The organism is Selenobaculum gibii, assembly GCF_030273445.1.
In the GTDB taxonomy this organism is placed as follows: domain Bacteria; phylum Bacillota; class Negativicutes; order ICN-92133; family ICN-92133; genus Selenobaculum; species Selenobaculum gibii.
Map to the genome: position 1 here is coordinate 2295691 of NZ_CP120678.1, position 16429 is coordinate 2312119.

The 16429-nt window shown below is 32.7% G+C and carries 13 protein-coding genes; all 13 read right to left on the reverse strand.

Annotated features, from left to right (window positions below; all coding sequences use genetic code 11):
- Positions 1 to 207 precede the first annotated feature (207 nt).
- The 13 genes from P3F81_RS10930 to flgL all read right to left on the reverse strand — a co-directional run bounded on the left by P3F81_RS10930 (position 208) and on the right by flgL (position 16426).
- Positions 208 to 4974 carry an O-linked N-acetylglucosamine transferase family protein gene (locus P3F81_RS10930; RefSeq protein ID WP_309320398.1) on the reverse strand — a complete coding sequence of 1589 codons (4767 nt, stop codon included), beginning with the start codon at positions 4972 to 4974 and terminating at the stop codon, positions 208 to 210.
- 39 nt (positions 4975 to 5013) lie between these two features.
- The gene (locus P3F81_RS10935; RefSeq protein WP_147670173.1) at positions 5014 to 5874 is read right to left on the reverse strand and encodes a tetratricopeptide repeat protein; all 861 of its coding nucleotides are present in this window, start codon (positions 5872 to 5874) and stop codon (positions 5014 to 5016) included.
- Between the two features lie 33 nt (positions 5875 to 5907).
- A complete protein-coding gene (locus P3F81_RS10940; protein ID WP_309320399.1) occupies positions 5908 to 7446 on the reverse strand; it encodes a tetratricopeptide repeat-containing glycosyltransferase family 2 protein in 1539 nt (512 codons plus the stop codon).
- Positions 7443 to 9044: a glycosyltransferase gene (locus tag P3F81_RS10945; protein WP_309320400.1), complete on the reverse strand. Its 1602-nt coding sequence runs from the start codon at positions 9042 to 9044 to the stop codon at positions 7443 to 7445. Before P3F81_RS10945 ends, P3F81_RS10940 begins: the two co-directional genes overlap by 4 nt.
- A gap of 171 nt (positions 9045 to 9215) precedes the next feature.
- On the reverse strand, positions 9216 to 10526 hold the full coding sequence (locus P3F81_RS10950; RefSeq protein ID WP_147670177.1) for a flagellin N-terminal helical domain-containing protein: 1311 nt from the start codon (positions 10524 to 10526) through the stop codon (positions 9216 to 9218).
- Positions 10527 to 10702: 176 nt separating this feature from the next.
- Positions 10703 to 11050: a hypothetical protein gene (locus tag P3F81_RS10955; RefSeq protein WP_147670178.1), complete on the reverse strand. Its 348-nt coding sequence runs from the start codon at positions 11048 to 11050 to the stop codon at positions 10703 to 10705.
- A 4-nt stretch (positions 11051 to 11054) separates the two neighbouring features.
- On the reverse strand, positions 11055 to 11441 hold the full coding sequence (gene fliS / locus P3F81_RS10960) for a flagellar export chaperone FliS (protein ID WP_147670179.1): 387 nt from the start codon (positions 11439 to 11441) through the stop codon (positions 11055 to 11057).
- Between the two features lie 16 nt (positions 11442 to 11457).
- The gene (gene fliD / locus P3F81_RS10965; RefSeq protein WP_147670180.1) at positions 11458 to 13377 is read right to left on the reverse strand and encodes a flagellar filament capping protein FliD; all 1920 of its coding nucleotides are present in this window, start codon (positions 13375 to 13377) and stop codon (positions 11458 to 11460) included.
- Between the two features lie 12 nt (positions 13378 to 13389).
- Positions 13390 to 13815 (reverse strand): flagellar protein FlaG, encoded by a 426-nt coding sequence (locus P3F81_RS10970; protein ID WP_147670181.1) that lies wholly within the window; start codon positions 13813 to 13815, stop codon positions 13390 to 13392.
- A 57-nt stretch (positions 13816 to 13872) separates the two neighbouring features.
- On the reverse strand, positions 13873 to 14094 hold the full coding sequence (csrA, locus tag P3F81_RS10975; protein ID WP_147670182.1) for a carbon storage regulator CsrA: 222 nt from the start codon (positions 14092 to 14094) through the stop codon (positions 13873 to 13875).
- 2 nt (positions 14095 to 14096) lie between these two features.
- A complete protein-coding gene (gene fliW, locus P3F81_RS10980) occupies positions 14097 to 14549 on the reverse strand; it encodes a flagellar assembly protein FliW (RefSeq protein WP_309320401.1) in 453 nt (150 codons plus the stop codon).
- Positions 14550 to 14560: 11 nt separating this feature from the next.
- Complete coding sequence (locus tag P3F81_RS10985) at positions 14561 to 15133, reverse strand: DUF6470 family protein (protein ID WP_147670184.1); 573 nt, start codon at positions 15131 to 15133, stop codon at positions 14561 to 14563.
- 15 nt (positions 15134 to 15148) lie between these two features.
- On the reverse strand, positions 15149 to 16426 hold the full coding sequence (flgL, locus tag P3F81_RS10990; RefSeq protein ID WP_147670185.1) for a flagellar hook-associated protein FlgL: 1278 nt from the start codon (positions 16424 to 16426) through the stop codon (positions 15149 to 15151).
- Positions 16427 to 16429: the final 3 nt, after the last annotated feature.

Here is a 16429-nt window from a genome sequence, read left to right on the forward strand (position 1 = left end):
TCTATCTACAATAATTTATCTATTTTTGAAACTTGCTCATCAATGTCTATGCTTCACCTCATTGAATTTTTATTATAACGTCATTGTTCAAAGTTTTCCTCTGGAAAACCTACCACTCGACGTTTCAACGAGGCGAAAGATTATGCACACCGCCTGTTAATCACAATTATACCCCCCCTATAGAGGTGGGGGGAATCTTTTTCCGAGTTATATTTTAATTATTTTTTTAGCCTGAACATAGCAAAATTCTGACGAAAAATTATCTGCATTAACATTAATGCCCGAAGCTTTAATCATAGATATATACTCAAATATATTTGCGGCAAAAAATTCTTTTTTAATACTACATTTAGTCAAAATAAAATTATTTCTTTCCAAAAAAGATTTAATATTTTCTTCAGCAAAATAACTGTATGTATTACCCAATTCTTTGCAAGATACAAAATTAGCAACTACAGGATAATATAACATATGCTTCATCGTAAAATGAATGGTACCAGTCGACTTTAAATACGGCAATACTTTTGCTAAAAGTTGCTCAAATTGTTCCAAATTTTCAATTCCATAGTTTATTAAAATATAATCAAATTGCTCTTTTTCATAATCTAAGACCATTGTATGGATATTCCCAACAGCTATCTGTGCATATCTGCAAGCAAATCGAGCAGCCTTTTCATTTTTTTCAATTCCATAAAGCTTCGCTGACTTATTAATCTGACTAATTCTAAGAAAATCACTCCCACACCCACAACCAATATTTAAAATATTTATATCAGAAATCGAGAAATCCACTTGACTTAATATCCACGAAAAGGAAATTTTATTTTTATCATTAAATCCCCATTTTTTCGTAAATTTATCTCTGTTGACCTTTAATAATTCATAATACTGTTCTGCTTCACTTAGTATTTTTTCAAATGTCGCACTACCATAATGATGAATAAAGACATCATAACAAAGTAGTAGCTCATACCCTTCCTGAATTATTCTCAGTGAATAGTCATCATCCTCAAAATTTCCTGGCGTAAACCTTTCATCTAATATGCCTATTTTTTTTACAATATCAGATTTTATCAACATGCAAAACCCAATTAATTTTAGACGTCTTTCCCAATACATAGCATTAGAATTGTTATTTTCATTAGCAAATACCTGCATCTCTGCAATTGAATTATATGACGTAGGGATACTTTGCCTATTAGCGGCATTGTTTGTGATCGCACCTACCGCACCGACTTTACTACTACTATATAAAGCTGCTTTTAAATTATCTAACCATCTTGCTGTTACAACGACATCATTATTAAGCAACAGGATTTCACTTCCCTTCGCAACTGCAATCCCTTGATTGCAGCCCTTAGGGAAACCCAAATTTTCATCATTATAAATAACTGTTATATCACTCTGTTGTGCTAGCCATTCCTTTGTTCCATCCGTTGAAGCATTGTCAATAATGATAATTTCGTAGGCATTAGGTTCTGTGTACTGACGAATACTTTCAATACAGCCTTTCGTATAATCTAATTGATTATGAGCTAAGATAATAATACTAGTTATCCCTTTAAATACTTCCATTTCATTATTTTTAGTATCATATTTTTGACTATTTTCCCAATGATAATTTGTTCTAATATTCTTCCTGTATATCCGCTCATATTCTAGTTCAATATTTTCCATATATAATTTTCTATCCATCAGCGGTGAATTTTCTACCATTGTCCGAAGCGAATTTCTCAACTGGACTAATTTACTTTTCTCTCTTGCTAAGCTTGTTGCTTTTTCTATATATTCAGTTTTACTAAAAGCAATCCAGTCGTTTAATCCAATATTTTTCAATATGCTATACCCAAACCTGCTTCCATGTGTATCACCACATAGTGTTAAGACCGGTACTCCCATGTATAGAGCCTCACAGGTTGTCGCACCACCTGTATAAGGAAATGAATCTAAGGCTATATCTATTTCATTATATTCTTCAAGGTAATTTTCTGAAAAATCTCTTAGATCAATTCGTTTTTCTTCAATTCCAATCTTAGCAAATCGTTTATATACCGCTTTACGTACGTCAGCAAACGCAAAGCCTTTACTTTTGAGAATAATTTTACTGCGTGGTACATTCGTTAGTATATATCCCCATATGGCTATGACTTCGTCATTTACTTTAGCAAAATTATTAAAGGAGCCAAACGTTATATAACCATTTTTTACGCTTGGCAACACTTTAATGTCAGGAAATATTTGTTGAGGGAAATAGCAAAAATGACTATTTGGCAACCGAATTATTTTCTCCACAAAAAAGTTTTCTGCATTTCCGTTATCACAATATTTATCTCCAATAAAATAGTCAACTGAGTTAAGTCCGGTAGTATTAAAATATCCTAACCCACAGATTTGTACAGGGGCAGGCTTATAGGCGAGTATTGACAAACAGGAATTAGCAGTGTGCCCAGATAAATCAACGAGTATATCTATATTGTCATCAGCAATTAACTTAGCCGCAGCTTCATCGGTTGTCCCATTTATATGGATAAATTTTGTTACCATTTTTTTTATTTTTTCAGTAATATGATCTGCTCTACCCGTATAATAAGCAAATACTTCAAATTTATTATGATTAAAATCAGTAAATAAAGCCATTGAAAAATCCATCACCGGATGACAGCGAAAATCCGGGGATATATAACCTACACGAATTTTATTTTTTCTCATTGATATATGATTTAACCGTTTCACATGAGCAAAAAATTTGTTATATTGCTTGTGTAGACCAAACCTCACTTGGTTTGTTATATCATATACATAATTTGTTGCCAACAAATAGTTACTATATTCCATTAGCTGCTGCGACGGATTTCGTTCAACTTGACTTGATGACAAAAAACTTTGAATACCTTTATGAACATTCCCCAATAGAATCTGAGCCGCCCCCAACATACTCAACGCTTCACTATAAGCATTTTGATATTGTATTGTTCGCCTTTCCACTTGGATACTCTCCACTAAAGCAATCACCATGTCTAATATCTCAATTTGATTGACCACTTCACCCTTGCGTTTATAGATATGAGCCAATACCATATAGGCGCCAATATACATTTCATCAATAGCGATTATTTTAGCAACTATTTCTTGAGCTAGTGCTAACCTGTTCATATTCATGTAAGCAACTGCCTTAACATGTAAACCTTCACAATCATTCTGATTTATACTAAGTATCTTTTCTCCACACGCAAGTGCATTAAGATACTCATGATTCTTGGTAAACTCAATCGCTAAATTATTTAAGAAAACTCGGTCTACTGGTAAATTAATTAATTTATTTTCTAGCCAAATCTTCTCATATGCTATTTCTATATTCGCCAAATAAGTTTTTCCATCCATCAATGGAGATTTCTGCATAATCAAGCGTATGTTTTGATGAAGAAAATCTATTCTCTCAAAATCATTAGCTAGAGCAACAGCTTTTTCAATATATTCTTCTTTAGAAAAAGCTATACAATCGTCTAAATTTAAATTCTTTAGTAAGCTATATCCAAACCTTGAACCGTGCCGTTTGCCAGCTAAGGTAATCACAGGCACCCCCATATAAAGTGCTTCACAAGTGGTTGCTCCACCTGGATAAGGAAATGGGTCAAGGGCAATATCAACATCCTTATATTCGGTTAAATAATCTTTACTTTCTGGTCTTAACTCAACTTGATTTATTTTTATCCCTGCTAGATATATCCTTTTTATAATTTCTTTTTTTGCTTTTGCATTAGCAAAAATAGCACTTTTTAATAGCAATTTAGCATTTGAAGCTTTCGCTAATATTTTTGCCCATGTAGCTAATACCTCATCATTTACCTTTGTAAAATTATTAAATGATCCAAACGTTATATAGCCGTTTTTCGTGTATGCTGGATCACTACATTCAACCATAGTAGCTGGTGGCGTATAACAAAAATGCGTTTGTGGTAAACGTAACAGTTTTTCCGTAAACAGCTCATCATTCTGTCCAATTGGATCAACGTAAACATCAGTAATAAAATAATCAATCGCTTTTAACCCCGTCGTATTAAAATAACCAATGCCACTCATCTGTACAGGAGCTGGCTTATATGCTAGTATTGGCAAGGAATTATTTCGTGTATGTCCGGCAAAATCTATTAATATATCAATTTCGTCTTTATATATTAATTCAGCAATTTCACAGTCTTTAAGAGTAGCTACATTGACCCATTTATCAACAAAACTTTTTAGTTGTAGACTAATATTATCTTCCTGTCCCAAAGAATAACAGTATACTTCAAATAAATCATGGGTATAACGTTTCATTAGCTGATATACAAAATATACAACGACATGTTTGCGTAAATCTGGTGAAATATAGCCAATTTTTATTTTTTTATGTGATTTAAACAGCTTATGCTGATATTGTTTAATATTGAGGAACAAGTCATTATATTTAGTATGTTCATTAAATAAGACTTGATCGGAAATATTCGATAAATAATTAAGGTTAAATAGATAACTACTATAGTTTTCAGTTTTTTGCCATATATGTGGCGCATATTGGCTAGCTTTTAAATAATACCTTGCAGCTTGCTCAGGTTTACCCAAAATTTTATAAATATATCCATACAAGTTACAAATTAATGTTATCATTTCTTGCGGGATATGTCCTTCATAATCAATCTGTAGCTTATCCAATATTTCAATAGCCTCATTATATTTGCCCTCATTATTTTTTATCCGAGCTAACAAGAAATAAGCAAATATATATGACTTATCTGCTCGCATTGCCTGCCTAGCAAATGCTTCAGCTTGAGAGTAATCACCAATTTCAATATATAAACCTGCCACCATTCCAAACAATTCTGCATTGTTTGGATAATCTTTTATTGCCTTATTTAATTCTCGTTCTGCCGCAACAAAATCTTTTTGATACGCAAACTCTAAAATTCGTTGTTTTACTTGTTCAAACTTATCCATCATACCCGCCTATTCAAAATGTAAATATAGCCATAAAAATTAATTAATCATATCTATAATCATCAAATCAACTTCTTCAATTTTTTTAAAATAAGCCTTGGCCTCTTCTTCCTTTCCCATTTTCACTAAAAGAAATCCCATATTTTTAAGTGTAATATTATTGGTATTATCAATTGTCATTGCTAATTTTAAAAATTCCAAAGCATTGTTGAAATCACCATTCTTATAAAACTCAGCCGCTTTTTTATGACAAAGCGTAATCTTTTGGATTAGTGATATTGGCTCCTTCATAATTGCCAATTGAAGTTCTTCTATCTTTGCTTCATAAATATTATCTGCAATAATCATATCATCTTGTTCATCACTATAATTGATTTCTGCGCTGGTATTATTATTGATATTTTTTAATGTTTTCCATACCAAAGGATAGCGTGATTGTACATCAGATTCATCGTAATCAATCAGAACTAAGTTTAGCAATTCTTCCATGTCTTCTCTATAATGAACGATGTCGCTATTTGTTATAATAATAATTTTTTCCAACAATGCTAATGCATTTGCTAATTGATCTTTTAGCAATGCAATCTTAGATAATAATAGATATACGTCAACTTTCTGATTATCTAAATTTAGTGTGTTTTCACACCATATAGCACAATGTTCATAATCGCCTGATAAGTAATATAGTTCTGCGACTTCATAAGCAGCATCGGCTTTCACACCATATTTTTCAAATAGATCTATACAAGCTTGTAAACCATCATCATAACAACCATTATCCTTATACTCACGAATTCTTTCTAAAGCGTCTAAAAAATCTTGCGGTAGCTGTTTTTCCCTTAAATTTTGTTTATTCCCCAATTGCACTTTTCGCTTCATCTTCCTACTACATTTCCCCATTATGACTTCTCACTCCTTAATCTTTTACAAAACTTATGTTAATTTCATATCAAGCACTTTTGCTACCCGCAATACGTCAAAATAAATCTCATTTTCATGAGCAGTTAATTTCCCATTCTTATATAAAATAAATTCTAATACATTAACATATTCATCTGGTAAGACGACTTTCGTTATTTGTATACTATCATCATTTCTTAAACCAATTGTTGCTACCATCATTTCAATATATCGGTTATGTATATCTTCCAATAAGATTTTTTCTGCTATATCATATTTGTTCGTATCAATAAGTTGCTGAACTTCGTTAATTTCACAATTAATATTTTTCTTCCGTGCTATATTCATATAATATAGCTTAACCCTACCGGAATTTATTTTTTGTAAATTTTCTACAAGAAATTTAATATCATCACTACAATCAAGTTGATAAATTGTATTTAAAAACTCAATAATTGTAACCTCATCAACTTCGCGAATGGCTTCATAAAAAGTTGAAAATATTTCCTGATTATATTTATTTATTTGCAAGCCTGTGAATAGGGCATTCATTGCCTCCTCTTTATCGCCCTTTGTAAGCAAAATTTTACCTAAAGATAAATACGTCAACTCACGGTATAAAATAAACATATCCGCCGAGTAGTCTCCCAGCTTTATTTCGTCTAATTCTAAAGCTTTATGAAGACTTTGTTCTGCTTCAATAAATCTACCATTTTGAAATTGCAGATCTCCTTTTGAGTACCAAAATGTTGGTTCAATAGGGTATGTCTGTATGGCCTTTTCAATTTCCTGCATAATTTCTTCCTTAGGCTTTTTACTAAAAACTAGTCCGTCAATTAACCGCTTATGTATCTCATGATTACCACCTACTGTAATTTCACCTGATTCAAGAAATTTTCTGGCATATTCAATAGTCTTTTCAAAATCGCCCAGCCCATGATAGCAATCACATAAATATCGATATTGCGAGGGATGTTCACCATTTTTAGCGATATCTTCCTTGAGTAAGGCTAGATTTCTTTTTAATTTATCCTGAACGATATGGGTAGAATATCCAGTATGATAAATACTCAAAATTTTATCGAGCATACATAAACCTATAGACTTATGTTTATTATATAACATCTCATGAACATTTCCTTTATAGCGTAAATAAGTTGCATTACGAAAAATTCTAATATTGCCAAAAGTATTAATTATTTTCCCTTTTACATCCTCATCAATGTTAAATATTCTACATACAATCGCATCAATATATTTTAATTTATGATATTTTGCTATATGAATCGGAACTGTCTTAATACAATCATCAGTAAACCTCTCATCTGCATCAAGAAATAAAATCCAATCGCCACAAGCTTTATCAATAGCATAATTTTTGGCTTTAGAAAAATCATTTTCCCATTTGATTTCAAACACCTTTGCTCCATAAGCTTTGGCTATTGATACTGTATCATCAGTTGAACCAGTATCAACCACAATCATTTCATGAGCAATCTTTTTCATGGATGCTAACCATTTCGTAATATTTTTTGCTTCATTTTTAGTTATTACACAAGCTGATAATTTCATTTTTTCACCGCCTGATTTAACCATATCAAATAACTATTAGCAATATTATTATCAAGCCTTTGAAATATTTCACACGCTTTTTGATATTGACCTAGCTGATAATAACAAATTCCATAAGTAATAAGATATTGTTCCTCTATTTGTTCTGCTTGTTCAAAAATTACAATTGCTTCGCTATAAAACTGGTTATCACTTAAAACTTTGGCAAAATTCATGCTAGCTACTGAGCATTTCATCCTTAATTGGCGTAAAAAAACTATCAAATCTCTCCGTGGACATCGAATCACCAAATGCTTAAATACTGTTCCCAGCAATTCAAGCTTACTGTCTGGCATAACCTGCCGATTTTGATAATAAATAAAAACTTCAGCTAAATCCCTAGGCAAATTTTTTAATAATTTAACTTTACTAGTAAGGTCAGGAGTAAGTAAATAAAGAATAATTATGTCAATAAACCGTGAATGAATTTTCGATAGCATCGCCGTATGCACTTGTTGATATTGTTTCATTTGTAAATCACTATTCATGCTCATCGACAAATCCTTCATTGCAAATTCATTCCCTACATTTGTTGGTATTTCTTTTAAGTTTTGTTTTATTTTACTTTCTAATAGTTGTTTAAAGATTAGTGTATCTTCTGCTTTTTCAGCAAAAAAACTAGGCTCATTTCCTATATAAGTATTATTTAATTCTATTGCTAGCTTCAACTCCGCTAAAGCCTTAGTATATTTACCATTATTATAAAGTAAAGCCGCATATTCAGCATGAAAATCCGGTAGGTCAGGACAATTCGCTATCGCTTCTTGTAAGACTTCATAAAATTCATCTGTATTGTTTAATTTGCACTCACGTAATGTTACTAAATATACTTGATAAAAACGACTTTCATATGTCGTTTTTATTTTTGGCATACTTAGTGCTTTTCGTAAGTAGATCAACGCCTGGGAATACTCTTCGATATTTGCATAGCATTCCGCTAAATGACGATAATTTAAATAGTTCGTATTTCCCCCTACTATTTCCTGCTTTAGCATAATGATATTACGCTTACTTTTATCGATAAGTCGATGAGTAGAATAGCCTGTATGATAAATAACAGCTTTATCATCATTTAATTTAACAGCCTTTACAAATTCGCCTGATTGTCCCTGTAATTGTTCATGAATTTTACCCTGATAGTTCAGCCCACATTGATGGCGAAAAATGCGTATCGTATAAAAAAAGTCTAGCACTTTATTTTGTTTATCAACATCTATATTAATAAGTTTGGTTAAAATCGCATTATATTTCGAATCTACAAATTTTAAACAGTCACGTAACTTATCTTTTTTAGGCAAAGCAAGATATTCATCAGCATCTAAAAACACAATCCAATCGCAAGAAACTTGCTTAATAGCAAAGTTTCTTGCTTTGGAAAAATCATTTTCCCATTGATATTGCAATATTTTTGCCCCACAATTTTTAGCAATTGCTATTGTATTATCAGTTGATCCAGTATCAACTAAAATAATTTCATCGACTTGCTTTTTTAGACTGTCTATGCACTCTCTTATGTTGTCTGCTTCGTCTTTCGCAATAATGCATGCGGATATTTTCATATATAACACCTCATAATTAAACTTAAGTAAACTATATGCTTATATCCCTTACTTAAATTTAATTACAAAAAAAGAAGGATGTCGCCATCCTCCTTTTCCATGTTTAAATCTATAGATAAATATATGATCCACACCATATCATTTATACTAAGATTATAAAAAGTCTTTAAATTATTGTAATAAACTAAGTACACCTTGTGTAGATTGGTTTGCTTGAGCAAGCATAGATTGCGAAGCTTGAAGAAGAATGTTATTCTTCGTAAAGTTCGTCATTTCTTTTGCCATATCTACATCGCGGATTGTGGATTCTGCAGCTTGTACGTTTTCACTTGAAGTTGTTAAGTTGTCACTTGTATAAGATAGACGACTTTGAACAGCACCAAGTTTAGTTTGTTCGTTAAGCGCTCTTTGAATAGCATTGTCAACTACATTAATAGCCGCATTAGCACCTTTAACTGTAGTAACATCAATATTCTTAGCTGTACCAGTTAAGTCATCAGCACCTTGAAGTCCAAGAGCCATAGCTCTCATATCAGAGATACCAACATTAATGGATTGGTTGGATTTTGTACCAATTTGTAGATTTAACGAATTTTCGTTTGAATCATTTTCACCGCGAACTGATTCACTCCAGTTGTTAAGTTTGTCATTAATAGATTTACGTACGTTACCATTAACATCACTTACACTAATAGTAAAACCAGAAATACCAGCTGTTACACCAGCAGTACCTGCTACAAAACTGATAACATTCTCACCGTTTGCAGAGTATTGTTGAACACTTTGACCATTCACACCAATTTTACTATCAGCACCAACTGTAGCTGCAGTATCCATTTTTTGAAGAATAGCACCTAAGTTAGTACCCGCTGCCACTTTAATGGAAGTAGTTTCTGTTTTACCATTTTTCACCCAAGAAATATTCACTGTATCAGTTGTTTTGATATCAAGACTGTTACCATTGCGATCTGTTAACGCAGTTAAATTAGTAGTACTAGTTGTATCTGTGCTCAATGATTCATTAACATATGTAGTCTTAGTAGCATCTACTTTTTTGTTCATGGAACCATCAACAAGAAGTTTGTTATTGAATGTAACAGACGCATTATCATTGATTTGGTCAATTGCTTGATCCAATTCATTTTGAATCATTTTACGGTCAGCAGTTGTATTTGTATCATTGGCTGAATTGATAACTTTTTCTTTTAAAGTTTTCAAAATTTCAACTGTTGAACTAACTGCACCTTCAGCAACTTTCATTAATGAAGTACCATTTTGCGCATTTTGGTTAGCTTGATCTAAAGAGCGAATTTGCACACGCATTTTTTCAGATATTGCGTAACCAGCTACATCATCAGCCGCACCATTGATTTTCATACCAGATGATAATTTTTGGATGCTCTTCCCTAATGCACTATTATTTTTTGTCATTGTGTTCAGCGTGTTAATCGCTGACATATTATTTTTTACTACCATTGCCATAATAAATCTTCCTCCCTGATTTTGCATTTAATCAACAGGCTTCCATGCCTGAAATTATCTCAAAAGGTAAAAATCACTGCCGATCGCTCAGCGATTAGTACCTTTGATTTAATCTTCTTATTATTTATATCGTCATTTTTTTATTTTACTTAAGCATTTTTTTAATTTTTTTAATTTTATTTATAAAAATTTAAATTTGCTCCAAAACGATTATCACCATATCCTAATGAACTATAAGCATTAACTTTTCTTTCCTGACCCTTCGCCTGATTAAGCCAAATTTGAGCTTTATATTGAATATCTGCATTAATTATTTTTATTTTTGAGCCTAAACTCTTTCCCTCTGGACTTCGCTCAAATTCACCAATGCCCATCTCTTGCAATTGATTATGTAAAATATTTCTCTGTTCTAATAAATTCAAAAACATATCTACATCATCTTGATTTATAAACTTTTTCATTTCTCCAGTAAGTACGAGATAACGATTCCATAAAGCTTTAGCATTATTTAAATCTTTCCCCATTTACTCACCTTGCCTTTTTTGCAATTTTCATTGCCTCATGCCATGCATTTCTGATTTCAGTAATGATTTCTTTTACTTCTTCAATTTTTTCTAAATCATCATTTATATTACCCTCTACCAAACAACGTTTAGAGTAATCATATAACGCATTAAGATTTTCAGATATCTCATACTCCATTTTCAAGGTCGCTTGTAGTTCACTAAGAATATTTTGTACTCTAATAAATTTTTTATTAGATTCTTCATAGTCTTTTTCTTTCATTGCTTTTGTGCCCTCATTAATAAACTTCAAAGCACCATTATAAAGCATGAGCGTAAGTTGCTCCGGCGTTGCGGTCAAAATTTGTTGTCTACGATAATACTCTGCCGTTTGTGCCGCATTTTGCTGCATTTATATACACCCTCTCTTAACTACCAAAAGCACTCGTGAGATAACTAGCCTGCTGGTTCATTTGCGCAATCGCCGTTTCCATTGCATTAAATCTTTTATATAGTGAAGTCTGTTGTTTCTCCATACGAGCTTTTAACGTAGTCATCTGATCATTCAAACGATCAATTTTTGATCCAACATAACTTTGATCATCTACATCTGCAGTTGTTCCCGCTTGAGACTTAATTTTAGCTAATGCACTGTTCATCGTATCACTAAGTTTTTGAATAATTCCTGGTTCTCCATCAGAATCAGTTGAGTTAACAAAAATTTTATAAACAGCGTCAGGATCCTTGTCTAAAGCTTTGCGTAATTTTTCTTCGTCCAATTCAATCTTACCATGTTCTGTGTAGTCGGTCGTCGTAATACCTAATGATGCAAAAGAATTATAATCATTTCCCGTGCCCGAAATAATTGATCCTAGCGCACTTCGCATTTGATTCACTGTATCTTTCAGAATAGAATCTTTAGACAAAAGACCCGTTTTAGATTTTTCTTCCCATTTTTTTATTTGTTCATCCGTCATTTCCGACTTTTCATCATCAGTAAGTGGTAAATAAGTAGAATCATATTCAGCATAAATTTGCGTATTAAACTGATCCAGCAATGTATTGTAATCCTCAACAAATTTCTTAACATATTTCACTATTGTATCAGTATCACTATTAATAGTTACTTTCGTTGACTCAGGTTTACCTGAACTATCTGTCGAGCTTACTTTATTTAATGTATATATTACACTACCTGCAGTTATACTATTTGATTCAGAAGTATACTCTTTTCCATCAATAATCGCAATCGCTGATTTCCCAGTTTGTTCAATAGAATTATACTTGCCATCTACAGCTGTGAAGCTTTTCGCTTCACCTAATTCTTTAGTTTCTGAATTGTATTGTGCTAAGTGAAGATTATTGATAAAGTTAGCACTTTTCCCCATCGCCGTTTCGCCTACAGTATAATCTACTGTTTTTCCATCAGAAGTTGTTTGACTAAAGCTACTTTCAATATTTAACTCTATTTTATTGTTCTCTCCACCTATTTTATTATAAAGAGAAAAAGAATCATTATTATTATCATAAGAGGCCTGGACATTAGTACCTAATTTATTAATATCAGAAACAAGGTCATTTAACGTTTTGCCATCTTCAAGATCTTTATAAGTATATTTTACATACTTTTTCCCATTAATCCCATCATCAATACTAAATGCCAAAGCTATATCAGTATCTTCTGCATCACTCGGTCTTATAATTCCGGCAATATCAGATAATGTAATGCTTGTACTTTGATCATATGCCTTACCGGCATCTTCTCCTGCTTTTACAGCATCATCGTGTACATCTATTGCGATTTGGTCTAAAAAAGCCTGCTTCGCGTTATTCCCCGCAGCCTTTGCAGCATCTTCATCGTCGGGATTGGTAGAAATCGCAGCATTATAAGCTGTTTCATATGCCTGCTGAGCCTCGTCTGCTTTTCCTTCTTGCGCCTTTTTTATATAAGTATTTTGAGCATTTTCAATAGTTTTTGCTCTAGCTTCAGAATCGCCGCGAGTAATTTTCTCTTTTGATTGTAAATAAGCACTACTAGCCAACTGCTTTACAGAAACATCATGCGTCATTTGTACAGCATCTCCAAGTGCTTTTGCTGTAACTACTGATGAATCTGTACTAGACGTTGCCTTCGCGCTCATATTTGATTGTAATTTATAATCAGTTAACGTATTATATCGAAATTTATACGCAGATTTATAAATATCATTATATGCTTCTTTTTTCCATGTCTGAACAGTTTTCTGTTTGTATAATTTGTCATATTTAGCCTGTTGAGTTTTCATCATTCCTTTTACTAAATCATCAATATCCATTCCAGATCCACTTAATCCATAAATACCGCTCATAATTAATCCCTCCTATGCCTTTTTATCCAAGAAAACCCCAATCCATTCTCTTAAGTTTGTTAATGTATCTAACATTTCTTCTGGTGGCATTTGTTTTATCGTTTCTTGTGTTTTTCTATCCACGACTTTCATAACTAAACGATCTAAATCTTTATAATAGCTAAATTCAATATCATAATTCATTTTTTTCATCAAATCATTTAATGCGTCTGACATCTCATCAACATTTTCTTCAGTAAGATTTCTATCTTCGCTGTCTTTTTTCTTGTTTATATTGCTATTATTAAGATCAAATTCAGTTGCACTGTTACTCTGATTTAAATTAGTATAAGATTTTATTTCAGATATATTACCTTTTTTTATCTCTATAGAATCATTTAGCGCGACTGGCGCTATTTTTCCACCTACATCATGAATTCCAGTTACACCCTTAATCATTTCGATATCCCTCCATAGATTTTTATCAGTCCATTGCTTTCCTAGTCAAACTCCAATTTACCCTTTTGGTATATTGTTGAAATCAATATTATCCGGCACTACCCCTGCCCGTTTATTTTCCTCAACAATCGCTTTGTATAACTCACCACGATAAATCCGTATATCCTTTGGTGCATCAATAGCTATACGAACACTATCACCTTGCACATCAACAATATTGATTAAAATATTATCACCAATCATTATCTGCTGACCAGGTTTGCGTGTTAACGCTAACATCATCAATTCCCCCTTTCAGCAGATTCTTCTTGAAACAATCGATGCCTAGTCGTGTAAGTTGTTTTTTCCAAAATCAATTGTATTGCTTGCTTGGTATGATTTTGTACAATAAGAGGCGCCGCTAAATTAGCTGTCGTATTTTTAACTTTTTTATCTGGTATTGATAAAATACAATAGATGTTAAAATCTGATTGCTCTCTTATTTCTAACTCTTCTAAGAGTTCATCTGATAAAACAAATTCGTACTTTTTAAAAAATAAAAATGGATCAGTTAACAAAAATGCCAAATCTGGATCCCTCAAAGATTGCATAAATACAAAGGGTTCATTCTCCCCAAAAGGAATCATTACAAATTCTTTTTCTTCTGGGAATCCTGGAATTCCCTCAACAAATTTTATTATATCAGTTTCTCCAACTTCAATTTTCCCAAATCTAGTTGTTGTAAAACTCTTCATACAATCCCTCCTCATGCATAAATATCATATTTCCCATCTGTAACCCACATTCGAATACTTTGCTTTTGTTTTAAATAAGTTTCCGCCTGCATTGGTTGATAATCTGTTTTAACGGGCTTTAAATTTGCCTCAATTCTTGGTTTTCCATATGGAGTGTCATTCTGATACTCTCCTAAAAACACATGAAATACTGGTGGAGCAGGTTGTTTAATCACAATAGTTTTATCATCAGAAATTGTATTCGTATGCGCTAGAGATTGCCTTGATATAACCTTATGATCTCTTCCCCCAGCTTCCATCAATTCTCGTCCCTCACGTGCACGCCGTTCAGTTCCCTGAGTAGCCTTTTCACTAGCAATCGAATTTTGTTTATCTCCAAATGCTTTCCATTCCATTTTCCCGATAGAATTCCAAAAATCTGTTAAATCAAATTCTATTTTAAGTTGTGTTGTATGTATATCTAATTTATATGGATCACTATCCCCAGTGTAAACTTGAGGATATGGAGTATCAAGTTTCATTTTTCCAGGTTCAGTATGCTGGCCAATCTGTGCATATACACTGCGAATATTTAGGCATTTCATTATACCTCATTCCTTTTATAGGTAATCAGCCAATGATGGCGGTAAAATTTTGCTTCCTACAGATAGCGATAATCGATAAACAATCTCCGCCATCTGTAAATCCGTGATAACCTCATCTACTTTAGCATCACTAACTCCTGATATATCTCCTGTAATAACCGTATTATTATCTTCAAAAATAGATTTTGTCATCTCATAAGAAGATAATCTTCCGCCAATTTCAGATTCTTTATTTATAACATAATCATGTGAATTATTCGCTAATGTAATTCCGGTCTCGGATAACCAGTGCACATCTCCTGCACTTATTTTATCTCGAATCTCAAAAAGATCATTTAACAAAGATGAACCCTGTCCCCCAAAGATATCAGTACCGAATAAATCCGCCCCCGTCATATTTACACTATCTGATTCAGGTTTCGCACCGCCATTTTGAATTGGCATTGAAATTTTATTTAAATCTCCATTATATTTCACTACAGTTTTCGTGCTTGTTGAAAGAGTTAGTGTAATTCCACCTACTGTATCAGTATAAGGAATCGAAGTAGTTCCCGTCCCGACATATTGTCCATCCGTATTAATATGATCAAAAGGTCGGCCAGTACCGGTTGCATCAAATAGCCCGCCTGTTAAATTTCCAATACTTGCCTCGGCAGGCGTTTTATCTTTTGTTTGGGAAGTCACATACGATTTTTCATAAACTTCTCCATTAGATGGATTTGCATAGTATGTATTACCGTCACTACCAGTCATAACCACTAACTTTTCGGTTCCAAAGGTACGCTTTTGGTCTTCATCTAAAGAGTATAAATCAATTTTATTCTCAACTGTCGTCGTTATTGCTCCTGTACTATCAGAAGAATATGGTCTTATTTTATCTGATTGACCGGAAAATATATACCTATCTCCTAGTTGACCATTTGCCACTGAAACAATCTGATTAATAATTTCAGTCACTTCATTTGCTGTTGCTTTCATATCCGATGCAGATTGATAGCTATTTGCACTCTGACTTACTCTTTCTGTTATCGTCTTGAGCTGGTCAGCAATCTGACTCATCGCTGAATCCGTAGACTTCATCCACGAAACTGCATCATTTAAATTACTTGTAAACTGTTCATTTTGTACTAAACTGCTATTAAATAGCATTGTCCGTACACAATTTACAGGATTATCTGAAGGACGATGAATATCTGATCCATCAGTTTTTTCCATCAATTTTTGTTGTCTACCATAGGCATTATTTAATTGTCTAAGATAATTATTTGACATTTGATTACTACTTACACGCATCTA